A 23,782-nucleotide genomic window follows, 5' to 3' on the forward strand; every position below is an offset into this window, starting at 1 on the left:
CGCGAGAAACGGTGAAAGGGCGGGGTCGGGGCGGATCACCCCGCCCCGCCCACCCCACTTCACCACCCCGGCCACCACACCCCCACCACCGCATACACCCCGCACCCCACCACCACACTCACCAACAGCGGCGCCCGCCAAGCCGCCGCCACAACGACCACGCCAGTGCCCAGGACGACAGGAGGCGACGGAACCGCCGCCCCACCCCCCGCCACAGCGGACACCGCCAGCACCAGCAGCACCGCCAAAGGCACATGCCGCATCCAAGGAACGTCCCCAAGGCGGCGGCTGAGAGGCGTCACGCCCGCGAGCCGCATGAGAAGCGTTCCGGCACCCGCCACGGCGGACGCCAGCAGAGCGGCGGAGGTGCTCACACCACCTCCCCGCCCCCGGACCGGACGCGAGCCCCCCGCCCGTCCGCCACCGCCAGAAGCACCGTCACGACGACCATCGCCGCAAGCTCCGCGAAGCCCCCCGCCGGACGACAGGCGACCACCACCGCGACCGCCACGACCGGCCCCCACACCCGCCCCCACCACCCGTCCACCGCCCGCAGCGCGTCCACCGCCAGGGCCACGAACAGCGCCGGCAGCGCGAAGGCGGTGGCGTCCTCGGGCACGACCGGCCCCAGCGCCGCGCCGACGGCGGTCCCGCCGACCCACGCCGTCCAGCAAGCGGCGTGGACGCCGTAGCGGAAGCCGGTGGGCCGGTCCGGCCGGCCCAGGTCCAGCGCGAACGACTCGTCGGTGAGGGTGTGCGCCAGCGCCAGCCGGCCCAGCGGCCGCGCCCGGCCCAGCAGCGGCCCGGCGGCCAGACTCATCGGGATGTGCCGCAGGTTGACGACGAGCATGCCCGCCGCCACGAGCAGCGGATGCTGCCCGAAGGCCAGCGCCTGGAGCCCGGCCATCTGCGCCGCGCCCGCGTAGACCCACGCGGACATCAGGACCGACAGCCAGAGGGGCAGGCCCGCGCGCGTGGCGATGGCGCCGAAGGCGGCGGCCACGGGCAGGTAGCCGACGGCGGCCCCCAACGCGTGCGCCGCGCCCTGAAGAAACGGTCCGCCACCGGACAGCCGCGGGCCGCGGGCCGGGCGCAGGAGGATGGTCCGCTCGACGGGCACTGGGCCTCCAGGAGGGGAGGGGAACGGCCGTCTTCCCACCCTAGGCAGGCCGCGCGACGCGCCGGGCGGCCTTCGCGGCACACCGCCCGTTCGGCCCAGCGCCCGGCGGAGCGCCGCGGATCACCCCGTGAGGACGGCTTCCCTCGCCGGATCCCCCTCGTAGAACGCGCGGATCCGGGGCGCGTCCGGGTCCACCATGGACACGATGAGGACCCACATGCCGCTGCCGCGCGCCAGGGCCGTGTCGAACGCGGTGCAGGAGTCGCGTACGGGGTCCTCGGGCCAGGCGATCCGGTGGGTGTGGTAGTTGCCGAAGAGGATCCAGCCGTGGGCGTCGGCGTCCTCCTCGGCCCGCAGGACGTCGCCGGGGCGGGCCACCCAGCCGCGCTGCTCCTGGGGCGTGGCGGTGGGGCGGGCGTGCTCGCGGTAGATCTCGTCGACGGTGTCCGCGAAGGCGGGGTCGGTCCGGGCGCTGTGGGTCAGCGGGTAGACGGCGGACACGGCGAGGACGCCGGGTTCCGGCCAGCCGCCGGCGAGCAGGCCGAACGCCCTGAGCTGCGGGGGCTCGCCGGGGAGGTGGCGGCCGGTCACCTTGCGGCGGGCGTGCTCCAGCAGCCGGTCGCGCGGTCCGGACGGCAGGGCGAGGGTCCGCGCCGCGGCGAGGTCCCAGGGGGACCACGAGGAAGGGCTTCCGTGCGGGGTGACGGTCATGGGTGTCCGCCTGACGGGGGTTCGCGCAGTCGTGTCACCGAGAAGGTAGGACGATGGGCCCCGCTGGAGAAGGGGCGGCGGCCGCCGCCGCACGGGTTCGCGCCAACGTCGCGGAACCCAGGACGGATCCCCGCGTTCCGGGTGGTCTACCCGGGTAGACCGGGTAGAGAGTCCCGGGATCAGCGCAGAGACCCCTGGAGTGGTGCCATGACCGCACGCCCTGATCATCCTGTGCTCGACGCCGACTGCCACATCGTGCTCCCCGACTCCGACGTCTGGTGGCGGGACAGCCTTCCGGAGAAGTACGCGCCGTGGATGCCCCGCTACGAGGACGGCGTGCTCGTCGCCGAGGGCCGGATCATCGAGACGCCGTCGCCCACCTTCCACGGCCGTCCCACCCAGGCGGCCTGGTTCGGCAGCACCCAGGGGGCCACCTACACGCCCGGCAGCTGGGCGCTGGACGACCCGGCCGTGGTGGAGGTGCTGAGCGCGCTGAAACGCGGCGGGCTCGACCCCCGCGACCGGATCGCCGCGATGGACCACGAGGGCATCGACAAGGCGTTCGTCTTCCCGTCCAAGGTCCTGGGGCTGCTGCCCGCGCTGCGCAGCGCGGCCTTCGCCGCCGCGCTCGCCGCGGCGTACAACGACTACGCGGTCTCCTACTGCGCCGCCGCTCCCGAGCGGCTGGTCCCGGTGGCCGTGCTGCCGCAGCACGATGTGGTGCTCGCCGTCGAGGAGTTGCGGCGGGTGCGCGCCAAGGGCGTGCGGGCCGTCATCCTGCGGCCCAACACGGTCGCCGGCACGAACGTCGACGACGAGGTCTACGACCTGCTGTGGGAGGAGTGCGAGCGGCACGGCACGGCGGTGGCGTTCCACGAGGGGTTCGGGGTCGCGAAGATCCCGCGGATCGGCACCGAGCGGACGCACGACATGATGCAGGGCCACCTGGTCAGCCACACGTTCGAACACATGACGGCGGTGATGCTGCTGATCACCGGCGGGGTGCTGGAACGCTTCCCGGGGCTGCGGTTCGCGTTCATGGAGAGCGGCGGCGGCTGGGCGCCGTTCTGGCTGCACCGGATGGACGACCACGTGCTGCAGTTCGCCAAGGACCGGCCCCCGCTGCCGGAGGCGCCGAGCACGTACTTCAAGCGCCAGTGCTACCTCGGCGTCGAGCCCGAGGACCCGATGCTGCCCATGCTGATCGACCATGGGCTCGAGGACAATCTGCTGTTCGCCAGCGACTTCCCGCACTTCGACGCCACGTTCCCGGGGGCGGTCACCGGGCTGACGGACCGCAAGGACGTCGGCGAGGAGCAGAAGCGCAAGATCCTGTACGAGAACGCCCGCCGGTTCTACGGCGCCGCGGCCGAGGACCCGGCCGTCCCGTGACCGACGGGGCCCCGCACGCCCGCCTCGACCCGCGCGTCGCGGCCGTCCTCCGGGCCCTGGAGGAGCGGTCGCGCCGGGAGCGGGCGGAGGTCGAGGCGCTGCGGGCGGCCGGGGCGCTGCGCGGGCGGACGGCCTCGTTCATGCTGGACGTCGGCCCGGAGGCGGGCCTGTTCCTGAACATCCTGGTGCGGTCCGTCCGGGCGCGGACCGTGCTGGAGGTCGGCGGGTCGGTGGGCTACTCGACGGTCTGGCTGGCCGAGGCGGTCCGGGCGACCGGGGGCCGGGTGTACTCCATCGAGCCGGTCGAGGGGAAGCGGGCCGAGCAGCGGGCGAACCTGCGGGCGGCCGGGCTGGAGGACGTCGTCGAACTGACGGCGTGCGAGGCGCCCGAGCTCGTCCCCGCCCTGCCCGCGCCGCTCGATCTGGTGCTGCTGGACCACTGGAAGGAGCTGTACGTGCGCGACTTCGAGGCGTGCTGGCCGGCCGTGGCGCCGGGCGGGCTGGTCGTGGCCGACAACATCCTGACCCCGAAGAAGAACGCGGTGGTGATCGCCGGCTACCGGCGGCGCATCGCCGGGCTGTCCGACGCCCGCAGTCAAGTGGTGCCCGTCGGCGCGGGCCTGGAGGTCACTGTCAAGTGTGAAGACCGGCTCATCGACGAGCGCTCCGTCCCCACCGCCCCTAGCGTGTCCCCCGTCACCCCCACCCCGCGCGACGGAGGCCCGCACAGATGAAGATCGGCATCGAGTCGGAACTGCCCGTGGTCGACCGGCAGGGCTTCGCGGCCGGGCGCGAGGCGGTCCAGGCCGTGTTCCGCCGCCTCGCCGGGCGGGACGGCTTCCGCCCGTATGCCGACCGGCCGGGCGGGGATCCCCTGGGCGTCCGGGCGGCGCTCCCCGGCGGGACGCTCGACATCGGCACCGACTACGGGTTCTGCACCGTCGAGACGGCCCTGCCGCCGGAGGAGGGCTTCGCCCGGGCCAAGGCGGCGTGGCACGCCTGCCTGGACGACGTGCTGCTGCCGGCCCTCGCCGCGGAGGGGCTGTCGGCGCTGGGCCACGGCTGCCAGCCGCGGACGGAGACCCTGGGCGCGCCCTGGCTCGCCGACAAGGCCCACTACCGGCTCTGGCTGGAGCGGGCCGAGCGGTACCCGGGCCACTACGCGGCCGACGCGTGGCCCGGCTTCGCGGCGGCGCAGTTCAACGTCGACGTCCCCTTGGACGCGGCCGTCACCGCCTGCGACACGCTGATCAAGCTCACGCCGCTGCTCTTCGCCTGGGGGTCCAACGACACGGTCTTCGGCGGAGCCGTGCGGCCGTGGCACTCCCTCCGGCTCCGCGGCTACACCGAACTCGCCGCGTCCAACCCGTTCTTCGCGCACCGACTGCTCCTCCCCCACCACCTCTACCGCGACCTGTCCGACTACGTACGGGAGGCGTGGGCGCGCCCGGTCTTCCAGGTGGAGCGGGAGGGCGCGGTCCACAGCCCGGTCGACGCCGGGCTGACCACGGCGGAGTTCGCGGCGGCCGGCCGGGCGGACTTCATGGACCAGCGGGGCGTGAAGCGGACGCTGCGCTGCACGCCCGCCGACCTGGCCACCGGACTGGTCTATTACTGGCCGGCCGTCCGGATCCGGCTGCGCCTGGACGAGTCCCTCGAAGTACCGAACATCGTCGCCGCGGTGGCCGCCGGGCGGGCCGAGGAGGTCCTGGCGGACGGCGGGCACGGCTGCTTCGTCGAGATCCGGCACCTGCCGACGATGGGGCGGGCCGAGACGTTCGCGTGGCTGGCGATGCTCCTGGGCTGGCTGGGCGACCTGGACGGCTGCCGCGCCCTGACCGCGGAGTGGACGCTGGACGACGTCCGGTCGGCCACGGAGGACGTCCTGGCGCACGGCTGGTCGGCCCGGCTGCGCGGCCGGCCGCTCCCCGAGTGGGGGGCGGCGGCGTTCGACCTGGCGGAGGCCTCGCTGCGGCGCGATCCGGTGGCACCGGCGGACGAACTGGCGCCGCTGGCCCGCCGGTTGGCTGACCGCACCAGCCCGTCGGCCGACACCGTCGCCTGTCTGGAGCGGCACGGCATCGAGGCGCTCGTCGACCGGCTGCGGTTGTGACGCGATGGCCAGCGGCGGGCGCGGTGCGGACGGGTACGCGTACAACTTCTGCGCGGGGCCGGCGACGCTGCCCCGGTCCGTGATGCGCCGGGTCCGCGAGGAGTTCGCGGCGCACGCGGACGACGGCACCTCGATCGTCGAGATCAGCCACAAGAGCCCCCGGTTCACCGCGCTGCTGGAGTCGACCGTGGCCCGTTTCCGGGAGCTGTGCGGGATACCCGACGGCCATCACGTGCTGTTCGTGCACGGCGGCGCGCGCATGCAGTGCTCCGCCGTGCCGCTCAACCTCGTCTCCCGCTCGCCGAGCCGCACGTCCGGCTACGTCGAGACCGGCTTCTTCGCCCGGCAGGCCCGGACGGAGGGCGCCCGCTACGGCACGGCCGCCGTGATCGCCAGCAGCGCGGACACCTGCTTCGACCGGATCCCGCCCGTCCATCCGGAGGACTGCCCGCCGGACGCCGCGTACGTCCACCTGACGAGCAACAACACCGTGTACGGCACCCGCTGGCACTCCTTCCCGCGCGGCCTCCCCGCCCCGCTGGTGGCCGACGCCACCTCCGACGTCCTCTCCCGGCGGCTGGACTTCTCCCGCTTCGGCGTCGTCTACGCGGGCTTCCAGAAGAACCTCGGCCCGTCGAGCCTGGCCCTGGTCGTCATCCGGGACGACCTGCTCGGCCACGCCCTGCCCGGGACGCCGCTCCTGCTGGACTACGCGGTGTACGCCGGGAGCCGCTCGCTGCACAACACGCCCAACACCTTCGCCCTGTTCGTCCTCTCCCTCGTCCTGGACTGGGTCAGGGAGCAGGGCGGCCTGGAGGCTGTCGAGCGCGCCAACCAGGACAAGGCGGATCTGCTCTACCGGGAGCTGGACCGGTCGGCGTTCTACCGCCCGACCGCGCATCCGGGCCACCGGTCCGTCACCAACATCACCTTCCGGCTGCCCGATGCCCCGGCCACCGCCGACTTCCTGCGCCGCGCGGAGGCGGAGGGCCTGCGGGGGCTCGCCGGCCACCGCAGCGTCGGCGGCGTCCGCGCCTCGGTCTACAACGGGATGCCCCCGGCCGGCGTCCGGGCCCTGGCCGGCTTCCTCCGCGAGTACGAGCGCACCCGAGGGTGACGGTCAGCCGGCGGGCCGGACGGCGGTGAACGCGTAGCGGCCCAGGCTGTAGAAGAACCGCCCGGTGCGCGCCAGTTCGCGCTGCTCGTCGCCCCAGGCGCGGGTGGTCTCCGGGTCGGCCCCGGGGTGCCCGGCGAGGAACGCCTCGACGAACCCCAGCTGCCAGTGGCTGTAGACGCCGGGGTGGCAGGCGCGGTTGACGAACGTCAGGGTCGTCAGCCGTTCCTCCCGCAGCCCCGCCCCCGCCAGCAGCGGGCCCAGCCGTTCGGGCAGCCGCGGGTCGGCCACGTGGTCGTCCCACAGCCGCAGCACGTGCCGCATCCGGGCGCGGTCACGGGTGTGCCACACCAGCGAGTCCCAGTCGGTGTCGAGGACCACCACCCGGCCGCCGGGGCGCAGCACGCGCGCGAACTCGGCGAGGGCGCCCTCGACGTCCTCGACGTACTCCAGCACCTGCGACGAGACGACCGCGTCGAACGAGCCGTCCGGGAACGGCAGTTCCTCGCACCGGCCCTCCTCCAGGCCGACGCGGCCGTCGCCGCCGCACCGCCGCCGGGCCAGATCCAGCATCGACGCGCTGACGTCGACGCCCCGGAGGACGCCGTCCGGGCCGGTCTCGCGGGCCATCTCCTCCAGCAGGTAGCCGGGCCCGCAGCCGGCGTCGAGGACGCGCTCCCCGGGGCGGAGGGCGAGCAGCGAGCGCAGGTGGGCGCGCTGGCCGGTGAGTTCGGGGGTGTGCGCCTCGGCGTCGGCCTCGGTGGCGCGGTCGCCGTCGAAGCGCAGGTAGCCGGTCATACGGGCCTCCGGGACGTCAGCGGTGGGCGGGTGCCGGTGCGGCGGCGGCCAGCCAGCGCCGCGCCCGTTCGACGGTGCGGTCGGTGAGCTCCCCGGACGCGCCCAGGTAGCGGGCGGGGTCGAGGTGCTCCTCCAGGGCTGCGGCGTCGACGTACCGGCCCACGACGCCGTGCTGCGCGAGGGCGGCCCGCAGGGAGCCGCCGTCGTCCTGGGCGTGCTGGCTCGCCTCGTAGACGAGGGCGTGGGCGCTCTGTTTGCCGATCGCGCGGCCGAGGGCGAGCATCAGGGTCTCGCTGCAGAGCTGTTCGCCCATCCGCCGGGCGTTCCCGGCCATCCGCTCGCGGTCCACCCGCAGGCCGGTGAGGACGGCGTTGAGCGCGGCGAGGGCGGCGAGGGTGTGGTGGGAGACGTCGGCGAGCGCGACCCACTCCATGCGCAGGCCCCGGGCGTCGCGCTCGTGCTCCTGGACCATGCCCTCGATGCCGAGCGCCGCGTTGGCCCGGGCCAGCCGGGCGAGGACGACGACCTGCGCGGAGCGCTCGGGGTTCCGCTTGTGCGGCATGGTGCTGCTGCCGACCCGCCCGTACTCCCAGCCTTCGGCGAGCTCCCCGATCTCCGGCCGGGACAGGGTGTGCACCTCGTTGGCGACCCGGGCCAGGCCGGCCGCGAGCATGGCCAGGACGGTGCCGAACTCGGCCGGCCGGTCGCGCGCGGTGTGCCAGCAGACGTCCGGTACGCCGAGCCCGAGCCGCCGCGCGAACACGTCGAGGAGCGCCGCGCCCCCGGGCCCGAACCCCGCCATGGTGCCGGCCCCGCCGAACAGCTGCGCCACCAGCGTCTCCCGGCGCAGCCGCGCCAGCCGCCGCGCGTGCCGCAGCAGTTCGTCCAGCCAGCCCGCCGCCTTCAGCCCGAAGGTGATGGGAACGGCGGGCTGCCCGTAGCTGCGCCCGGTCATCAGGCTGTCGCGGTGCTCCTCCGCGAGGTCGGCCAGGCGCGCCACCATGGCGGCCAGTTCACGGTCGGCCTCGTCCAGGACGTCGCGCATCTCCAGGGCCTGGGCGGTGTCCTGGATGTCCTGGGTGGTGGCTCCCAGGTGCACCATCTCGCCCAGGCCCCCGGTACAGACGGCCTCCACCCCGCGCAGCAGCGGCACCAGCGAGTGCCCGGTGCGCCGGAACTCGGGCGCGAGCGCGTCGAGATCGACCCGGCCCGGCGCGCAGGCGCGGACGATCTCCTCGGCCGTCGCGGCGGGCAGCATCCCGGTCTCGGCCTGGCTGGCGGCCAGCACCGCCTCCACGTACAGCCACCGCTGCAGCCGGCAGCGGTCGCAGAAGATCCGGCGGCTGGCCGGGGTGCCGTAGGCGTTGCCGTGGAACAGGGAGTCGACGACGTGTCCGCGGTCGTGGGCGCAGTGCGCCGCAGCGGGCGGGGCTGACGGAATGTCCATGGAACCTCGCCGTGGTCCGTGGGGGGGGTGCCCGCAGGCTGCCGCGGAGCGCGGCCGGCTTCCATGCCAGCACTCGAGTGCCGGGGTGACAAGGGCGTGGGGCGCCCGCGTACGACTCCCGCTCCCCCCTCCGGAGCGGGAGCCGCGCGCGGGCGCCCCGGACCGACGTCAGCGCCGGGGCATCCAGTGGTGGACCTTGTAGTCGCCCTTCGCCAGGGTTTCGAACGGCGCGCTGCCCACGCACTGCGGCACGCTGTTCCGCGGCAGCCCGTCCAGGGCCCAGCTGTAGCCGAGCCGGTCCTTACGGCCCTGGTCGAGGACGGTGAACCCGAACCGCTTGCCCTTGAGGTCGCCGATCTTCGGCATTCCGGGCGCGTCGGTGACGTGCGACTCGGTGACGACGCCCGTGGCGACGGCGACCGGACCGCCGGTGACGAGGCAGTCGATGCGGCCCTTGAAGGCGGCGCTCCACCGGGGGCCGTAGCGGTGGCTCACCTGGAAGGTGCCGTGCGCCTTGTCGAGGAAGCCGTGGGCGTCGAACGTGAAGTGGACGTCGTCGCCGGGCTTCCGCGCGAGTTTGCCGGTGCCGGTGAGCGACGGCTCGTCGGCGGTCCGGGCGGCGGCGGTCCGTCCGGGGCCGTCGGCCGTGGCCGGGCTCGCGGCGCCGGTGGTGAGGGCCATCGCCGTGACGCCGGCGAGGGCGGTGGCGACGGCGGTGAGGGGACGGCGGGCGCGGGACATGCGGGTTCTCCTGACGGGCGGTGACACGGGCGGTGAGGCGGTCCGCCGGGGCTCTCCCCCGGCCAGACACCACTCTGCCGCCGCCCGCGCGGGCGGCGCCTCGTCCCCGGAGCCGATGCCCCTCCGCCTCGCGGCGGAACGCGGCTCCCCCGCGCGGCGGGTGCCGGCGGCGGCGTCCGGCATCATCGGGGCATGCGCGCCGCCGTCCGGCTCCTCCGCGACGACCCGCCCCGGGCACGCGTCCGCACGGCCTGGGGGCGGGCCGTCGTGCGCTGGTGCGGCCCGCCCGGCGCGGCCGACGGCGCGTACCCCGTGGAGTGGGCGGTCGACGACGACGTCGCGTGGGGGCGGAACACCCGCCCGGCCGCCGTGCCCGCGCCGGGCCTGTGGCCGGAGGGCGACCGGGTGGTGCTGCGCGGACGCCTCCACGCCGGCGCGGACGGCACGGCGTGGCTCGCCTGGGGCCCGGCGATCGTCCTCCTCGACGTCACCGGGCCGCTGCCGGACGCCGCCGACGGCGGGTGGGTGGAGCTGCGGTGCCCGGCCGCGCGGGTGGCCCTGTACCCGTACGCGCTCTGACCGTCACCCGGCCGCCGGCTCGTCCCACAGATCGGTGCGGTGCGCCTCGACCAGGCCCAGGACCCGGGACAGGAACGCGTCGGCGGGCAGCGGCGCGAGCCTGCGGCCGTCGCGCAGCCGGACGGCGAGCTGCCCGGCGGCGGCCTCCCGGGGGCCGAGGACGGCCTGGTACGGGACGAGCCGGGCCTCCCGGATCCGGGCGCCGAGGGTGCCGCGGTCCGGTGCGGCGACCTCGGCGCGGAGGCCGAGCTCCAGACAGCGCCGGACGAGCGACTCCGCGGCGGGCAGCTCCGCCTCCGAGACGGGGAGGAGGACCAACTGGACGGGGGCGAGCCAGGCGGGGAAGGCCCCGCCGTGCGCCTCGATGAGGTGGGCCACCGCCCGTTCGACGCTGCCGATGACCGCGCGGTGGACCATCACCGGGCGGTGCCGGGCGCCGTCCGCGCCGATGTAGTGCAGGTCGAACCGCTCGGGCTGGTGGAAGTCGATCTGGACGGTGGACAGGGTCGCCTCACGGCCCGCCGCGTCGGCGATCTGCACGTCGATCTTCGGCCCGTAGAACGCGGCCTCCCCCTCGGCCGCCTCGTACGGCAGCCCGGACCGGTCCAGGACGTCGGTGAGCAGGGCGACGGACCGCTCCCACAGCTCCGGCGCGGCCACGTACTTGCCGCCCGGCCCGGGAAGGGACAGCCGGTAGCGGGCGGGGACGATGCCCAGCGCCTCGTACGCCCGGCCAATCATCTCCAGCGCGCCGGCGGCCTCGTCCGCGACCTGGTCGAGGGTACAGAAGATGTGCCCGTCGTTGAGCTGGATCGCCCGGACCCGGGTCAGCCCGCCGAGGACGCCCGAGAGTTCGGAACGGTACATGCCGCCCAGCTCGGCGACGCGCAGCGGCAGTTCGCGGTAACTGTGGGAGCGGGAGCGGTAGATGAGCGCGTGGTGCGGGCACATGCTGGGCCGCAGCACGACCTGTTCGCCGCCGAGGTCCATCGGCGGGAACATGTCGTCGTCGTAGTGCGCCCAGTGGCCCGAGATCTCGTAGAGCTCCCGCTTCCCGAGCACGGACGAGTACACGTGCCGGTACCCCGCCCGGCGTTCGGCCTCCCGGATGTACCCCTCCAGCGCGTGCCGCACGGCGGCGCCGTCGGGGAGCCAGTACGGGAGGCCCGCGCCCATCAGCGGATCGGTGTCGAACAGGTCGAGCTCACGGCCGAGTCGGCGGTGGTCGTGCACGGCGGTCTCCTCAGGAGCGGTGAGGCGAGTGACCGCAGCAGCACGAAGCCCCGGGGCACTCGCCCCGGGGCTTCGGACAATGTCAGCTGTCAGCGCGCCGGGACGGATCCGGCGTCGTCGTGGAGTGCTGGTAGGCGCGCTGCATGGGGATCAAGTTAACAGGGAAGGGCTTGTACGTCAGCCCCCTTCCAGCCCGTCCGGCGTTTGAGGACAACCGCGCGGAGCGCGGTTTCGGGGGTGCGGGGGCGGAGCCCCTGCGAGAAACGGTAAAAGGGCGGGGCCGGGGCAACCCCCATCCGCCCGGCCCGCGCAGCACGCCGCATACCATTCGCGGCATGAAGCTGCGTTTGCCCCGCCCCCGGCTCCCAAGCCGCGGCCGCGGCCGCCTGACCGCCGCCCTGGCCGCGCTCGGCGTCCTCGCCGCCGCCGGCACCTGGACAGCGGCGGAGGCCACCGACGGCGACCCCCCGGTGCACCGCGAGGACCGGTTCCTCACGATGCCGGAGTCGGCGACCGGCGGCGCCAAGGCAACGGTCCGCGTGGACACGTCGTTCTTCACCGCGGGCGGCTCCGGCCGCAGACCCGCCGTCCTCCTCGCCCACGGCTTCGGCGGCGACAAGGACGATCTCCGCGACCGCGCCGAGGAGTTGGCGCGGCAGGGCTACGCCGTCCTCACCTGGTCCGCCCGCGGCTTCGGCGACTCCACCGGCCGCATCGGCCTCAACGACCCCGACCGCGAGGTCGCCGACGTCAGCCGCCTGATCGACTGGCTGGCCAAGCGCCCGGAGGTGCGGCTCGACCGCGAGGGCGACCCCAGGGTCGGCATCGCGGGCGCCTCGTACGGCGGTGCCGTCGCCCTCCTGGCGGCCGGGCACGACAAGCGCGTCGACGCGATCGCCCCGGAGATCACCTACTGGGACCTGAACAGCGCCCTCTTCCCGAACGACGTGTTCAAGAAGCTCTGGGCGGGCGTCTTCTTCACCACCGGCTCCACCTCCACCACCTCCGGAGCGAAGGGCTCCGGCGGCGGCTGCGGCCGTTTCGAACCGGAGCTGTGCGCGATGTACGAGCGGGTCGCCGTCGCCGGGCGGCCGGACGCGGACGCCCGCGCGCTGCTGGAGCGCCGCAGCCCGTCGGCCGTGGCCCGGCAGATCAAGGTGCCGGCTCTGCTCGTCCAGGGCCAGAGCGATTCGCTGTTCCCGCTCACGGAGTCGGACCGGGCCGCCGAGGCCCTGGCCCGCAACGGCGCGCCCGTGGCCGTCGACTGGATCGCGGGCGGCCACGACACCGGCGGCTCCGACGAGGAGAGCCGCGTCGCCGGCCGTACCCGCGCCTGGTTCGACCGCTACCTCAAGGACGACGAGGGCGCCGGCACCGGGCCCGCGTTCCGGATCAGCCGGACCGGCGGCCTGGACACCACCGACGGCACCGCGCGGCTGCGCGGCGCGACGGCCGGCCGCTATCCCGGCCTGCGCGACGACCCCCGGCCGGTGCCGCTGACCGGCCGCGAGCAGCGCTTCGGCAACCCGGCGGGCGGTTCGCCGCCCGCGGTGTCCGCCGTGCCGGGGCTCGGCGGGCTCTCCCGCCTCTCCGGCCTGGGCGTCGGGGTGTCCCTCGACTTCCCGGGCCAGTACGCCCGTTTCGACTCCCCGAAGCTCACCGAGAGCGTGCGCGCCACCGGCACGCCGGTCGCGCGGGTCCGGGTGGCCTCGGACAGCGGCGAGGCCGTGCTGTTCGCGAAGGTGTACGACGTGGGTCCGGACGGGCGGCAGCAGCTGCCCGGCCAGCTGGTCACCCCGCTGCGGGTGACGGACGCCAAGGGCGGCCGGACGGTGGAGGTGCGGCTGCCCGCGGTCGACCACGTCTTCGAGGCCGGGCACCGGATGCGGCTGGTCCTCTCCTCGACCGACCTCGGCTACGCCTCGCCGGCGGCCCCGGCCGCGTACACCGTCTCCCTCGCGGACCGCGAGCTGAGCGTGCCCACCGCGCCCGGCGTCCGCACCGGCTCGGCGGCGCTGCCCTGGTGGACGTGGGGGCTGCCGGCCGGCGGGCTGGTGGTCGCCGCCGCGCTGCTGCTGACCGGCCGGCGGCGGGGTCCCGTCCCCGCGCCGGACCCCGCGCTCGCGGACGTCCCGCTGGTCATCGACGGGCTGAGCAAGCGGTACGCCAAGTCGGCGGACCGGTACGCCGTCCGCGATCTGTCGTTCCGGGTGGAGCGCGGCCAGGTGCTCGGGCTGCTCGGGCCGAACGGCGCGGGCAAGACGACGACGCTGCGGATGCTGATGGGGCTGATCCGGCCGGACGGCGGCGAGGTGCGCGTCTTCGGGCACGCGATCCGGCCGGGCGCGCCCGTGCTGTCGCGGGTCGGGGCGTTCGTGGAGGGCGCGGGTTTCCTGCCGCACCTGTCCGGCCGGGCCAACCTGGACCTGTACTGGCGGGCCACCGGCCGCCCGGCGGAGGACGCGCACGCCGAGGAGGCCCTCGAGATCGCCGGGCTGGGTTCGGCGCTGGACCGGGCCGTCCGCACGTACTCGCAGGGCATGCGGCAGCGGCTGGCCATCGCCCAGGCCATGCTGGGCCTGCCGGACCTGCTGATCCTGGACGAGCCGACGAACGGCCTGGACCCGCCGCAGATCCGCGAGATGCGCGAGGTGATGATCCGTTACGCGGCGGCCGGGCGCACGGTGATCGTGTCCAGCCATCTGCTGGCCGAGGTCGAGCAGAGCTGCACCCACCTCGTGGTGATGGACCGGGGCCGGCTGGTGACGGCGGGCCCGGTCGCGGAGATCACCGGTTCGGGCGAGACGCTGCTGGTCGGGGTGGCGGGCGAGGTGTCCGAGGCCGTCGCCGAGAAGGTCGGCGCGCTGCCCGGCGTGGCGTCGGCCGTCCGCGCGGAGAGCGGGCTGCTGGTCCGCCTCGACGGCGCGAGCACCCCGGAACTGCTGGTGGAGCTGGTCCGGCTGGAGGTTCCGGTGACGGGTGTGGGCCCGCACCGGCGGCTGGAGGACGCGTTCCTGACCCTGATCGGAGGCCCCTCATGACCGCAGGCACGAGTACGCCGGCGGCCGCCGCGCCCGGGTACCGGGCGGGGCGCACGCTGCCGCTGCGGGTCGAGGCGGCGCGGCAGTTGCGGCGGCGGCGCACGCTGGTGGTCGGGGGCGTGCTGGCGGTCCTGCCGTTCGTCCTGATCGCGGCGTTCGCGATCGGCGGGCGGCCGGGCGGGCGGGACGGGCGGGTGACGCTGATGGACACCGCCACCGCCTCGGGCGTGAACTTCGCGGCCACGGCCCTGTTCGTCTCGGCCGGGTTCCTGCTGGTGGTACCGGTGGCGCTGTTCTGCGGCGACACCGTGGCGTCGGAGGCGGGCTGGTCGTCGCTGCGCTACCTGCTGGCGGCGCCCGTGCCCCGGACGCGGCTGCTGGTGAGCAAGCTGGCGGTGGCGCTGGGGTTCAGCGCGGCGGCGATCCTGCTGCTGCCGCTGGTGGCACTGGCGGCGGGCTCGGCCGCGTACGGCTGGGGGCCGCTGCGGATCCCCACCGGCGGGACGCTGCCGGCGGACACGGCGGTGGCCCGGCTGGCGGCCGTCGTCCTGTACGTCTTCGTCAGCCAACTGGTCACGGCGGCCCTGGCGTTCTGGCTGTCGACGGTGACGGACGCGCCGCTCGGCGCGGTCGGCGGGGCGATGGGCCTGACGGTGCTGGGCAACGTCCTGGACGCGGTGACCGCGCTCGGCCACTGGCGCGACCTGCTGCCCGCGCACTGGCAGTACGCCTGGGCGGACGTCCTCCAGCCGCACGCCGAATGGGGCGGCATGATCAAGGGGACGGCGGTGTCGGTGGCGTACGCGCTGGTCCTGTTCGCGCTGGCGTTCCGGCACTTCCGGGGCAAGGACGTGGTCTCCTGACGGCCCGCCGTGGGTACGGGCCCCTGGGGACGGGCCGGCCGGGCGTTCCGCCGGGCCGGCCCGTGCCCGCGTGAGTATCTCTTTCCCCCTACGGAGGTTCCCCATGGACGACGCAGCGGCCACCCCGCCGGAGACCACGGCCCGCGCCCTCTGGCGACTGGCCGAACCGGTGCACGCCGTCACCTACTTCGCGCCCGAGGCGCGGGCGGCCTATGAGGAGGCGGGGCTGCGCGGCTGGCGGCGCGGCTACTTCGCGGGCCGCGCCGCCCCCTTCGGCCCGGTCGGCCCCGAGCCCGTGGCCGCCTCCTTCTTCGGCTTCGCCCCGGCCACCGTCGCCGGCGCGCTGCCGTCCGTCTGGGAGATCGTCTCCCCCGGCCGCGCCCTCGAACTGCGGCGCGCGGGCGCCCGGAACGCGCTGCGCCGGCTGCTCGCCGGCCGCGACGAGGAGGTGGGCAGAGCCGCCGGCCTCCTCGCGGACCGCGTCCGCGAACTGGACTGCGGCGGGCGGATGCTCAGCGCCGCCAACAGGGCGCTCGGCTTCCCCGTCGACCCCCTCGACCGGCTGTGGCACGCGGCGACCCTGCTGCGCGAGCACCGCGGCGACGGCCATGTGGCGGCGCTGGTCGCGGCGGACCTGGACGGCTGCGAGTCCCTGGTCCTGCGGGCCGGCCTCGACATCCCGCGCTCCGAACTCCAGCCGTACCGCGGCTGGACGGACGAGGAGTGGGCCGGGGCCAGCCAGCGCCTCGCCGCCCGCGGCCTCCTCGCCCCGGACGGCACGGCCACCGACGAGGGCCGCCGGCTGTGCGCGTCCGTCGAGGCGGCGACCGACCGGGCGGCGGCCCGCCCGTGGCGGACCGCGGATCCCGCGGAACTCCGGGAGTTGACGGACGCCCTCACCCCGCTGTCCCGTGCCTGCGCGGAGGCGCTCCGCTACCCGAACCCGATCGGCCTGCCCGCGCCGGAACCGGCGGTGCGCTGAGCACCCCGTACCCACGGAAAATTCATGTGCGGCGGGCCGGCCCGGGACCTCACGATCACCCCATGACGGGCTACGAGGCACTGCTGATCGGAGGGCGCTCCGGCGTCGGCAAGTCGACAGTGGGGTGGGAGGTTTCGGCGTTGCTGGAGGAGGCGGGTGTGCCCCACTGCGTCCTGGACGGCGACTACCTGGGCCATGTGAGCCCGGCCCCGCCGGACGACCCGCACCGCGCGGCCCTCACCGAGCGCAATCTGGCGGCGGTGTGGTCGAACTTCACGGCGCTGGGGCACCGCCGGCTGGTCTATACGAACACGGCGAGCGTCTTGGAGGACGGCCTGTTCCGGCGCGCTCTGGGCGGCGGTTCGCTCCGTCTCGTCCGCGTCCTCCTCACCGCCTCGGACGAGACCGCCGCCGCCCGCCTGGCCCGCCGCGAGACCGGAACCCGGCTCGCCCACCACATCCGCCGCAGCCGTGACGCCGCCCGTCTTCTGGAGGCCCAGGCGCCGCCCGGCACGGTGCGGGTGGCCACGGACGGGCGGCGGGTGCGGGAGATCGCCCGGGAGGTGGTGGGGGTCGCGGGGTGGTGAGGGAGCACCGGACGTCGGCCGCGCCCGTCGCGGGGACGCGACCCGGCGGCTCACGCCGGGCAGATGACGGGAACCGTGCCCGGCGCCGTGCCCCGCGCCGTCGGTGACGACCGCGAGCGACGCGGCGCGGCCGCCTACCGGCGGATCAGGCCAAGGCCGGTCGCGGTGGCGACGGCGGCGGTGCGCGAGTCCACGCCGAGCTTGGTGTAGACGCGGGCCAGGTGGGACTTGACCGTTCCCTCCGTGAGGTGCAGCCGGGCGGCGACGGCCTGGTTGGAGAGGCCCTCGGCGACCAGGGCCAGGACCTCGGTCTCCCGGCGCGTCAGGGCGGTGCCGGGGGCGCGCAGCCGGTTCAGCAGCCGGTCGGCGACGGCGGGGGCCAGCGTCGTGCGGCCGGCGGCGGCGGTGCGCACGGCGGCGGCCAGGTCTTCCGGCGGGGCGTCCTTGAGGAGGTAGCCGGTGGCGCCGGCCTCGATGGCGGGGAGGGTGTCGGCGTCGGAGTCGTAGGTGGTGACGATCAGCACGCGGGGCGCGCCCGGCCGGGCGGTGATCCGGGCGGTCGCCTCGGCACCGTTCATGCCCTTGCCGAACTGGAGGTCCATCAGGACGACGTCGATGTCCTCCCCGGCCGCCCGGACGACGGCCTCCTCCGCCGTGGCCGCCTCGGCCACCACGACAAGCCCGGGCTCGGTCTCCAGCACGGCCCGCAGCCCGGCCCGTACCACCGGGTGGTCGTCGGCCAGGAGCAGGCGGATGGGGGTGTCGGTCACGGACGGGCCTCGGTCTCGGTCAGGGGCTCGGTGAACGGCTGGGGCGCGGACGAAGTCACGGTCGAGGGGTCAGCCTCGGTCGGGGCCTCGGTCTCGGTCGCCTCCGAAGTGAGCGACGGGGTGGGCGGCGCAAGCAGCAGCCGGGCGGTCAACGCCGTGCCGTGTCCCGGCCTGGAAGTGACGGTGAACGTTCCGCCGAGCGCGGCGACGCGGGCGCGCATGGCCGGTAGGCCGAAGCCGCCGCCGTCGGGGACGGGCGGGTGGGCCGTGTCGAAGCCGCGGCCGTCGTCGGTGGCGTCGAGGGTGACCTGACCCGGGAGGAAGCCGAGGGTGACCGAGGCGGTGGCGGCCTCCGCGTGCTGGACGGTGTTGGCGAGGGCGGACTGCGCGACGCGCAGCAGGGCGACCTCGTGGGCGGTGGGCAGCGGGACGGGCGCGCCGGTGAGCCGGAAGCGCACGGTGAGCCGGTGCCGGGCGCCGATGGTCGCGCAGAGGCGTTCCAGGGCGTCGGCCAGCGTGGTGCCCTCCAGGGCGGGCGGCGCGAGGGCCGCGACGAAGCGGCGGGCTTCGGCGAGGTTGTCGACGGCAGCCTGGCGGGCCTGGTCGACGTGGCGGGCGGCGGTCTCCGGGGCCTGCGGCAGGGAGCGCTCGGCGGCGCGCAGCAGCAACTGGATGCTGGTCAGGCCCTGGGCGAGGGTGTCGTGGATCTCGCGGGCCAGGCGCTCACGCTCGGCCAGCACGCCGGCGGTGTGCTGTGCCCGGTCCAGGTCGGCGCGGGTGGCGGTGAGTTCCTCGATCAGGCGTCTGCGCTGCTCGCTCTCCCGGTAGAGGGCCTGGTATCCCCACATCACCGCCACGGCCACCGCCGCGCCCAGCGCGGGGCCTATCGCCATCGCCGCGCCGAACGACCCTCGGTGGGCCGCGAAGCCGGCGACGGCGGTCGCCGCGGTGACCGCCACGGCCGCGAGACCGGCACGGCGGGGCAGCAGGTGGAGTTGGGGGAAGTAGAGCGGGAACGCCACCCACACCGCGTCGGGGGACAGGGCCAGCAGCACCAGCCACACGGCGCCGACGGCGGCCAGCCACAGCCGGAGGTCCCGCGGCGAGCGGCGGACGCGCGCCGGCACCGGCCCGGCCGCGTACACGAGGGCGCAGACCGCCGCCACGGCGACGATCCATCCGGCGTGCGGCCGGCCGTCCGCCACGGCGCGGCCGCCGACCAGCAGGAGCAGGCCTGCGACCAGCAGGTGCAGGCACCAGATCAGGGCGCGGGTGGCGGGAGCCGGGACGGCGGTGCGGGCGGTGGCGTTCACAGTCCCCCCAGCCTAAGCAGACGCGGCCGCGGCCGGCCTCTGTCGAAAGGTGCAAGAACGCCGCCGTCTTTCGGCCCGCGAAGTGCCCTCCGAGGCCGGATGCCCGGGCACGGGTCCGGCGGCGACAGTGGGAGCCGCCCTCCCACCACCCACAGGAAGAGGCAGGCCGTAGCCGTGTTCGTCGCCTGGAGAGACCTGAAGTTCGCCAAAGGGCGCTTCGCCCTCATGGGCACCGTCATCGTGCTGATCACCCTCCTGGTAGGGCTGCTGTCCGGGCTGACCGCCGGGCTGGGCCGGGAGAACATCTCCGCGATCACCTCGCTGCCCGCCGACCGGATCGCCTTCGGCGCGCCCGCCGACGGCGCGCGTCTGTCGTACTCCGACTCCACCGTCACCGCCCGGCAGTGGCGGACGTGGGCCGGGGTGCCGGGGGTGCGGAGCGCCGAGCCCCTGGGCATCGCCACGACCAAGGCGCGCGCCGGGAAGCGGAGCGCCGCCGTGTCCGTCTTCGGCGTCCGGCCCGGTTCCGCGCTCGCGCCGGAGGGCCACCGGATCGAGGGCCGCGCCGTGGTCCTGTCGGCCTCGACGGCGGACGACCTGGGCGTCGCGGCGGGCGACACCGTCGGCCTGGCGGGCCGGACGGTCACCGTGGCCGCCGTCAGCGGCGACGCCTCGTTCAGCCACACGCCGGTCGTCTGGACGACCCTCGACGTCTGGCGGCAGGCCGCGCCGCCCTCCGGGGAAGCCGACGAGGAGACCGCCACCGTCGTCGCCCTGCGCACCGCCCCCGGCGCCGACCTCGCCGCCGCCGACGCGGCAGCGGGCACCAAGACGGTGTCCAAGGGCGACTCGTTGTCCGCGATTGGCTCCTACACCTCGGAGAACGGCTCGCTGCAGTTGATGCGCGGCTTCCTCTTCGCGATCTCCGCGCTGGTCGTCGGAGCCTTCTTCACCGTGTGGACCATCCAGCGCGGCGGCGACGTCGCCGTACTGAAGGCGCTGGGCGCCTCGACGGCCGGCCTGCTCAAGGACGCGCTGGGGCAAGCGCTCGTCCTGCTGACCGCCGGGACCCTGGTCGGCACCGGGCTCACCGCCGTCCTCGGCGCCGTCGTCGCGGGCTCGGACGTGCCGTTCGTCCTGACGCCCGGCACACTCCTGGTCCCGGCCGGGGTGATGGTCGCGCTCGGCGCGCTCGGCGCCGCCCTGTCCGTCCGCCGGCTCACCTCCGTCGACCCGCTGACCGCCCTGGGGAGCACCCGATGACCCTCGAACTGACCGATGTCACCCTCACCTATCCGGACGGGGAGGGGCGGCTGACCGCCCTCGACGCGGTGACGCTCGCCGTCCCCAAGGGCACCGTGACCGCCGTGGTCGGCCCCTCCGGGTCCGGCAAGTCCAGCCTGCTGGCCGTCGCCGCCACCCTCGTCACCCCCGACGCGGGCACCGTCGCCGTCGACGGCACGGCCACCACCGGCCTGAGCCGTGGCGAGCTCACCGAGCTGCGCCGCCGCCGGATCGGCATCGTCTTCCAGCAGCCCAACCTCCTCCCCTCCCTCACCGCCCTGGAACAGCTCCAGGTCATGGCCCACCTCGACGGCCGCTCCCCCGCCAAGGCCCGCGGCCGCGCCATGGAACTGCTCGACGCCGTCGGCCTCGCCGGTCAGGCGCACCGCCGTCCGCACCGGCTCTCCGGCGGGCAGCGGCAGCGCGTCAACATCGCCCGCGCCCTGATGAACGACCCCACCGTCCTCCTCGTCGACGAACCCACCAGCGCCCTGGACCACGAGCGCGGCGCGGGCGTCGTCGACCTGCTTTCCGGGCTGACCCGCCGACGGGCCACCGCCACCGTGCTGGTGACCCACGACCGCGCCCACCTCGCCGCGGCCGACCGGGTCGTGGAGGTCCACGACGGGCGGCTGCGTTTCCCCGGCACGCCCTGACGACCCGTTTCCCCGCCACGGACCGACCGCCCCGCGCGTCCGGCTTTCCGGCTCCGGTGCCGCCCCTCCTCGCGGGGCGGCACCGGAGCCGGTCGTCGTTCCGGACCGCGTGAGGAGGCGTTGCCGCGCGCGCCCGAACGACACCGGGCGGCATACCCCCCGGGGGTAGCAGAAAATCCGCCCCGAACCCTTGCTCGCCATACACCCTGGGGGTATACATAGAGATGTTCGAGGGATACCCCCCAGGGGTATAAGATCCCCACAGAGGTCAAGCCGCGCACCAGGAGGCACCCCATGTCGAAGCCCAACGCCACCGTCACCACCGCCCCCGTCGTCACCACCACCTACGCCGTCACCGGCATGAGCTGCGGTCACTGCGAGTCGGCCGTCATCAAGGCGGTCGGCGCCCTCGGCGCCGTGCGGGAGGTGGCGGTCGACGTGGCCGCCGGGCGGGTCACCGTCACCACGGCCGGCGAGCCGGACGACGCCGCCGTCGCCGAGGCCGTGGACGACGCCGGTTACGAGCTCGCCGGCCGCGTCTGAGTCCCTCACCCCCCGCCCCCGCCGGGGCCGGCCCGCAGACCGGCCCCGGCGACACCCCCAGCCACAGGAGCAGCGATGCCCAGCATCACCACCGGGACCCCCGGTACGGACCGCGTCGAACTCGCCATCGGCGGCATGACGTGCGCGTCGTGCGCGGCCCGTGTCGAGAAGAAGCTCAACCGCATGGACGGGGTGGTGGCCACCGTCAACTACGCCACCGAGAAGGCGCAGGTCACCTATGACGCCGGCGTCACGGTGGCCGATCTGGTGGCCACGGTCGAGGCGACGGGGTACACGGCGGCGCCGCCCGCGCCGGCCCGCTCCGCCGGCGGGGAGGACGGGGGCGACGAGGGCGCAGCCGACCGGGCGGCCGACGAGGAGCTCCGCCCGCTCCGCGAGCGGCTGATCACCGCCGTGGTGCTGGCGGTGCCGGTGGTGGTGCTGTCGATGGTCCCGGCCCTGCAGTTCGAGTACTGGCAGTGGCTGTGCCTGACGCTGACCGCGCCGGTCGTCACGTACGCGGCCTGGCCGTTCCACCGGGCCGCGTTCACCAACGCCCGGCACGGCGCGGCCACCATGGACACGCTGATCTCGCTCGGCACGTCGGCGGCGTTCCTGTGGTCGCTGTGGGCGCTGTTCCTCGGGCACGCGGGCATGCCCGGCATGACGCACTCCTTCGAGCTGACGATCGCGCGGGGCGACGGCGCCGAGAACATCTACCTGGAGGCGGCGGCGGGCGTGACCGCCTTCATCCTGGCCGGCCGCTACTTCGAGGCCCGGTCCAAGCGCCGGGCGGGCGCGGCGCTCCGGGCACTGCTGGAGCTGGGCGCCAAGGAGGTGACCGTCCTCCGGAATGGCCGCGAGGTGCTGATCCGCACCGAGGAACTGGCCGTGGGCGACCGCTTCGTCGTCCGCCCCGGGGAGAAGATCGCCACGGACGGCACGGTCGTCGAGGGCGGTTCGGCCGTGGACGCCTCGATGCTGACCGGCGAGTCGGTTCCGGTCGAGGTGGGCGTGGGCGACGCGGTCACCGGCGCCACGATCAACGCGGGCGGCCGGCTGGTGGTCGAGGCCACCCGGGTCGGCGCCGACACCCAACTGGCGCGGATGGCCCGGCTGGTGGAGGACGCCCAGAACGGCAAGGCCGCGGCGCAGCGGCTCGCGGACCGGATCTCCGCCGTCTTCGTCCCCGTCGTCATCGCGCTGGCCCTGGGCACGCTGGCCTTCTGGCTGCTGAGCGGCGCCGGGCTGACCGCCGCGTTCACGGCCGCCGTGGCCGTCCTGATCATCGCCTGCCCGTGCGCCCTGGGTCTGGCGACGCCGACCGCGCTGATGGTCGGCACCGGGCGCGGCGCCCAGCTGGGCATCCTGATCAAGGGCCCGGAGGTGCTGGAGACCACGCGCGGCGTGGACACGATCGTGCTGGACAAGACGGGCACCGTCACCACCGGCCGGATGACCCTGCTGGCCGTCACCGCGGCGGCGGGCACGGCGGAGGACGAGGTGCTGCGGCTGGCCGGGGCGCTGGAGCACGCCTCGGAGCACCCGATCGCCCGGGCCGTGGCGGCGGGCGCCGCCGAGCGGGTCGGCACGCTGCCGGTGCCGGAGGACTTCGCCAACGTCCCCGGGCTCGGGGTGCAGGGCGTCGTGGACGGGCACGCGGTGCTCGTCGGCCGGGAGAAGCTCCTCGCTGAGTGGGCGATGAGCCTGCCGGCCGAGCTGACGGCGGCGCGGGACGCGGCCGAGGCGGCCGGCCGGACGGCGGTCCTGGTGGCCTGGGACGGCGCGCCGCGCGCGGTGCTGGAGGTCGCCGACGCGGTGAAGGAGACCAGCCCGGAGGCCGTGCGGCGGCTGCGGGAGCTGGGCCTGACCCCGATCCTGCTCACCGGCGACAACCAGGCGGTGGCCGAGGCGGTGGCCGCCGAGGTGGGCATCGACGAGGTGATCGCCGAGGTGCTGCCCGAGGACAAGGTGGCCGTCGTCAAGCGGCTGCAGGCCGAGGGCCGGTCGGTGGCCATGGTCGGCGACGGCGTCAACGACGCGGCGGCGCTGGCCCAGGCGGACCTCGGGCTGGCGATGGGCACGGGCACCGACGCGGCCATCGAGGCCGGCGACCTCACCCTCGTCCGGGGCGACCTGCGGGCCGCGGCGGACGCGATCCGGCTCTCGCGGCGGACGCTGGGCACGATCCGGTCCAACCTGTTCTGGGCCTTCGCCTACAACGTGGCCGCCCTCCCGCTGGCCGCGGCCGGACTGCTCAACCCGATGATCGCGGGCGCGGCGATGGCCTTCTCCTCGGTCTTCGTCGTCGGCAACAGCCTGCGGCTCCGGAGCTTCCGCGCCGCCGAGTGAGCCCCCTCACCCCGTGGGACACCGCGCGGTGGCCGGGGGGGGGGGGGCCCGGGGCGCCGGGGGCGCGGGGGGTGACGGGGGTGGTTGAAACGGTAGAGCGGGGGGACCCCCCCCCCCCCGGGGGGCATAGCGGGGGGGCGGAC

At 75.5% G+C, this 23,782-nt stretch carries 22 protein-coding genes; 13 read left to right on the forward strand and 9 right to left on the reverse strand.

All coding sequences use genetic code 11. The annotated features are described in order from the left end of the window. Positions 1-59 precede the first annotated feature (59 nt). From ACH4PU_RS21790 to ACH4PU_RS21800, 3 genes are all read right to left on the reverse strand, one after another. Positions 60-374 carry an AzlD domain-containing protein gene (locus tag ACH4PU_RS21790; protein WP_398274370.1) on the reverse strand — a complete coding sequence of 105 codons (315 nt, stop codon included), beginning with the start codon at positions 372-374 and terminating at the stop codon, positions 60-62. Further along, positions 371-1,120, reverse strand: coding sequence for an AzlC family ABC transporter permease (locus ACH4PU_RS21795; protein WP_398274373.1), 750 nt, complete (start codon positions 1,118-1,120; stop codon positions 371-373). The genes ACH4PU_RS21790 and ACH4PU_RS21795 overlap by 4 nt, the downstream gene beginning before the upstream one ends. Before the next feature lie 120 nt (positions 1,121-1,240). Further along, the gene (locus ACH4PU_RS21800; RefSeq protein WP_398274376.1) at positions 1,241-1,831 is read right to left on the reverse strand and encodes a hypothetical protein; all 591 of its coding nucleotides are present in this window, start codon (positions 1,829-1,831) and stop codon (positions 1,241-1,243) included. Positions 1,832-2,038: 207 nt separating this feature from the next. Here ACH4PU_RS21800 and ACH4PU_RS21805 point away from each other — a divergent pair, with 207 nt between their 5' ends. Genes ACH4PU_RS21805 through serC form a run of 4 tightly spaced genes read left to right on the forward strand, consistent with a single transcriptional unit; the run spans position 2,039 to position 6,453 of the window. Continuing rightward, the gene (locus tag ACH4PU_RS21805; protein WP_398274379.1) at positions 2,039-3,223 is read left to right on the forward strand and encodes an amidohydrolase family protein; all 1,185 of its coding nucleotides are present in this window, start codon (positions 2,039-2,041) and stop codon (positions 3,221-3,223) included. Next, positions 3,220-3,957, forward strand: coding sequence for an O-methyltransferase (locus ACH4PU_RS21810; RefSeq protein ID WP_398274383.1), 738 nt, complete (start codon positions 3,220-3,222; stop codon positions 3,955-3,957). The genes ACH4PU_RS21805 and ACH4PU_RS21810 overlap by 4 nt, the downstream gene beginning before the upstream one ends. Next, on the forward strand, positions 3,954-5,336 hold the full coding sequence (locus tag ACH4PU_RS21815) for a glutamate-cysteine ligase family protein (RefSeq protein ID WP_398274386.1): 1,383 nt from the start codon (positions 3,954-3,956) through the stop codon (positions 5,334-5,336). Before ACH4PU_RS21810 ends, ACH4PU_RS21815 begins: the two co-directional genes overlap by 4 nt. 4 nt (positions 5,337-5,340) lie before the next feature. Beyond that, on the forward strand, positions 5,341-6,453 hold the full coding sequence (gene serC, locus ACH4PU_RS21820) for a 3-phosphoserine/phosphohydroxythreonine transaminase (RefSeq protein WP_398274389.1): 1,113 nt from the start codon (positions 5,341-5,343) through the stop codon (positions 6,451-6,453). A 3-nt stretch (positions 6,454-6,456) separates the two neighbouring features. Here the strand turns inward: serC and ACH4PU_RS21825 are convergent, their stop codons facing one another. The 3 genes from ACH4PU_RS21825 to ACH4PU_RS21835 form a co-directional block, all read right to left on the reverse strand. Continuing rightward, the gene (locus tag ACH4PU_RS21825) at positions 6,457-7,248 is read right to left on the reverse strand and encodes a methyltransferase domain-containing protein (protein ID WP_398274392.1); all 792 of its coding nucleotides are present in this window, start codon (positions 7,246-7,248) and stop codon (positions 6,457-6,459) included. A gap of 16 nt (positions 7,249-7,264) precedes the next feature. Next, entirely contained in the window at positions 7,265-8,695 is a 1,431-nt protein-coding gene (locus ACH4PU_RS21830) for an adenylosuccinate lyase family protein (RefSeq protein WP_398274395.1), read from the reverse strand. Between the two features lie 168 nt (positions 8,696-8,863). Beyond that, the gene (locus tag ACH4PU_RS21835) at positions 8,864-9,436 is read right to left on the reverse strand and encodes a hypothetical protein (RefSeq protein WP_398274398.1); all 573 of its coding nucleotides are present in this window, start codon (positions 9,434-9,436) and stop codon (positions 8,864-8,866) included. 192 nt (positions 9,437-9,628) lie between these two features. On the opposite strand from ACH4PU_RS21835, the gene ACH4PU_RS21840 reads away from it, so the two are divergent. Next, a complete protein-coding gene (locus ACH4PU_RS21840; RefSeq protein WP_398274401.1) occupies positions 9,629-10,015 on the forward strand; it encodes a hypothetical protein in 387 nt (128 codons plus the stop codon). A 3-nt stretch (positions 10,016-10,018) separates the two neighbouring features. Here the strand turns inward: ACH4PU_RS21840 and thrS are convergent, their stop codons facing one another. After that, the gene (gene thrS, locus ACH4PU_RS21845; protein ID WP_398274714.1) at positions 10,019-11,329 is read right to left on the reverse strand and encodes a threonine--tRNA ligase; all 1,311 of its coding nucleotides are present in this window, start codon (positions 11,327-11,329) and stop codon (positions 10,019-10,021) included. Positions 11,330-11,583: 254 nt separating this feature from the next. On the opposite strand from thrS, the gene ACH4PU_RS21850 reads away from it, so the two are divergent. The 4 genes from ACH4PU_RS21850 to ACH4PU_RS21865 all read left to right on the forward strand — a co-directional run bounded on the left by ACH4PU_RS21850 (position 11,584) and on the right by ACH4PU_RS21865 (position 16,721). Further along, positions 11,584-14,289, forward strand: coding sequence for an alpha/beta fold hydrolase (locus ACH4PU_RS21850; protein ID WP_398274404.1), 2,706 nt, complete (start codon positions 11,584-11,586; stop codon positions 14,287-14,289). Beyond that, the gene (locus tag ACH4PU_RS21855; RefSeq protein ID WP_398274408.1) at positions 14,286-15,152 is read left to right on the forward strand and encodes an ABC transporter permease; all 867 of its coding nucleotides are present in this window, start codon (positions 14,286-14,288) and stop codon (positions 15,150-15,152) included. The genes ACH4PU_RS21850 and ACH4PU_RS21855 overlap by 4 nt, the downstream gene beginning before the upstream one ends. Positions 15,153-15,255: 103 nt before the next feature. Next, the gene (locus ACH4PU_RS21860) at positions 15,256-16,134 is read left to right on the forward strand and encodes a hypothetical protein (protein ID WP_398274411.1); all 879 of its coding nucleotides are present in this window, start codon (positions 15,256-15,258) and stop codon (positions 16,132-16,134) included. A gap of 62 nt (positions 16,135-16,196) precedes the next feature. Next, the gene (locus tag ACH4PU_RS21865; RefSeq protein WP_398274414.1) at positions 16,197-16,721 is read left to right on the forward strand and encodes a hypothetical protein; all 525 of its coding nucleotides are present in this window, start codon (positions 16,197-16,199) and stop codon (positions 16,719-16,721) included. Between the two features lie 134 nt (positions 16,722-16,855). Here ACH4PU_RS21865 and ACH4PU_RS21870 read toward each other — a convergent pair whose 3' ends face one another. After that, on the reverse strand, positions 16,856-17,491 hold the full coding sequence (locus ACH4PU_RS21870) for a response regulator (protein ID WP_398274417.1): 636 nt from the start codon (positions 17,489-17,491) through the stop codon (positions 16,856-16,858). After that, positions 17,488-18,804 carry a sensor histidine kinase gene (locus tag ACH4PU_RS21875; RefSeq protein WP_398274421.1) on the reverse strand — a complete coding sequence of 439 codons (1,317 nt, stop codon included), beginning with the start codon at positions 18,802-18,804 and terminating at the stop codon, positions 17,488-17,490. The genes ACH4PU_RS21870 and ACH4PU_RS21875 overlap by 4 nt, the downstream gene beginning before the upstream one ends. Positions 18,805-18,978: 174 nt before the next feature. Here ACH4PU_RS21875 and ACH4PU_RS21880 point away from each other — a divergent pair, with 174 nt between their 5' ends. The 4 genes from ACH4PU_RS21880 to ACH4PU_RS21895 all read left to right on the forward strand — a co-directional run bounded on the left by ACH4PU_RS21880 (position 18,979) and on the right by ACH4PU_RS21895 (position 23,639). Next, positions 18,979-20,067, forward strand: coding sequence for an ABC transporter permease (locus tag ACH4PU_RS21880; RefSeq protein WP_398274424.1), 1,089 nt, complete (start codon positions 18,979-18,981; stop codon positions 20,065-20,067). Then, a complete protein-coding gene (locus ACH4PU_RS21885) occupies positions 20,064-20,744 on the forward strand; it encodes an ABC transporter ATP-binding protein (RefSeq protein WP_398274427.1) in 681 nt (226 codons plus the stop codon). The genes ACH4PU_RS21880 and ACH4PU_RS21885 overlap by 4 nt, the downstream gene beginning before the upstream one ends. 294 nt (positions 20,745-21,038) lie before the next feature. Beyond that, the gene (locus ACH4PU_RS21890) at positions 21,039-21,287 is read left to right on the forward strand and encodes a cation transporter (protein ID WP_398274430.1); all 249 of its coding nucleotides are present in this window, start codon (positions 21,039-21,041) and stop codon (positions 21,285-21,287) included. Positions 21,288-21,362: 75 nt separating this feature from the next. After that, entirely contained in the window at positions 21,363-23,639 is a 2,277-nt protein-coding gene (locus ACH4PU_RS21895) for a heavy metal translocating P-type ATPase (RefSeq protein ID WP_398274434.1), read from the forward strand. The last annotated feature ends 143 nt before the right edge of the window (positions 23,640-23,782 follow it).

The organism is Streptomyces sp. NPDC021100, assembly GCF_044333095.1.
GTDB lineage: Bacteria > Actinomycetota > Actinomycetes > Streptomycetales > Streptomycetaceae > Streptomyces.

What these genes read in the sequence shown, in the direction of transcription:
- ACH4PU_RS21800 (WP_398274376.1), bottom strand. Translation starts at nt 1,831, where the DNA reads ATGACCGTCACCCCGCACGGAAGCCCTTCCTCGTGGTCCCCCTGGGAC.
- ACH4PU_RS21805 (WP_398274379.1), top strand. Translation starts at nt 2,039, where the DNA reads ATGACCGCACGCCCTGATCATCCTGTGCTCGACGCCGACTGCCACATC.
- ACH4PU_RS21815 (WP_398274386.1), top strand. Translation starts at nt 3,954, where the DNA reads ATGAAGATCGGCATCGAGTCGGAACTGCCCGTGGTCGACCGGCAGGGC.
- serC (WP_398274389.1), top strand. Translation starts at nt 5,341, where the DNA reads ATGGCCAGCGGCGGGCGCGGTGCGGACGGGTACGCGTACAACTTCTGC.
- ACH4PU_RS21825 (WP_398274392.1), bottom strand. Translation starts at nt 7,248, where the DNA reads ATGACCGGCTACCTGCGCTTCGACGGCGACCGCGCCACCGAGGCCGAC.
- ACH4PU_RS21830 (WP_398274395.1), bottom strand. Translation starts at nt 8,695, where the DNA reads ATGGACATTCCGTCAGCCCCGCCCGCTGCGGCGCACTGCGCCCACGAC.
- ACH4PU_RS21835 (WP_398274398.1), bottom strand. Translation starts at nt 9,436, where the DNA reads ATGTCCCGCGCCCGCCGTCCCCTCACCGCCGTCGCCACCGCCCTCGCC.
- ACH4PU_RS21840 (WP_398274401.1), top strand. Translation starts at nt 9,629, where the DNA reads ATGCGCGCCGCCGTCCGGCTCCTCCGCGACGACCCGCCCCGGGCACGC.
- ACH4PU_RS21850 (WP_398274404.1), top strand. Translation starts at nt 11,584, where the DNA reads ATGAAGCTGCGTTTGCCCCGCCCCCGGCTCCCAAGCCGCGGCCGCGGC.
- ACH4PU_RS21855 (WP_398274408.1), top strand. Translation starts at nt 14,286, where the DNA reads ATGACCGCAGGCACGAGTACGCCGGCGGCCGCCGCGCCCGGGTACCGG.
- ACH4PU_RS21860 (WP_398274411.1), top strand. Translation starts at nt 15,256, where the DNA reads ATGGACGACGCAGCGGCCACCCCGCCGGAGACCACGGCCCGCGCCCTC.
- ACH4PU_RS21865 (WP_398274414.1), top strand. Translation starts at nt 16,197, where the DNA reads ATGACGGGCTACGAGGCACTGCTGATCGGAGGGCGCTCCGGCGTCGGC.
- ACH4PU_RS21885 (WP_398274427.1), top strand. Translation starts at nt 20,064, where the DNA reads ATGACCCTCGAACTGACCGATGTCACCCTCACCTATCCGGACGGGGAG.
- ACH4PU_RS21890 (WP_398274430.1), top strand. Translation starts at nt 21,039, where the DNA reads ATGTCGAAGCCCAACGCCACCGTCACCACCGCCCCCGTCGTCACCACC.
- ACH4PU_RS21895 (WP_398274434.1), top strand. Translation starts at nt 21,363, where the DNA reads ATGCCCAGCATCACCACCGGGACCCCCGGTACGGACCGCGTCGAACTC.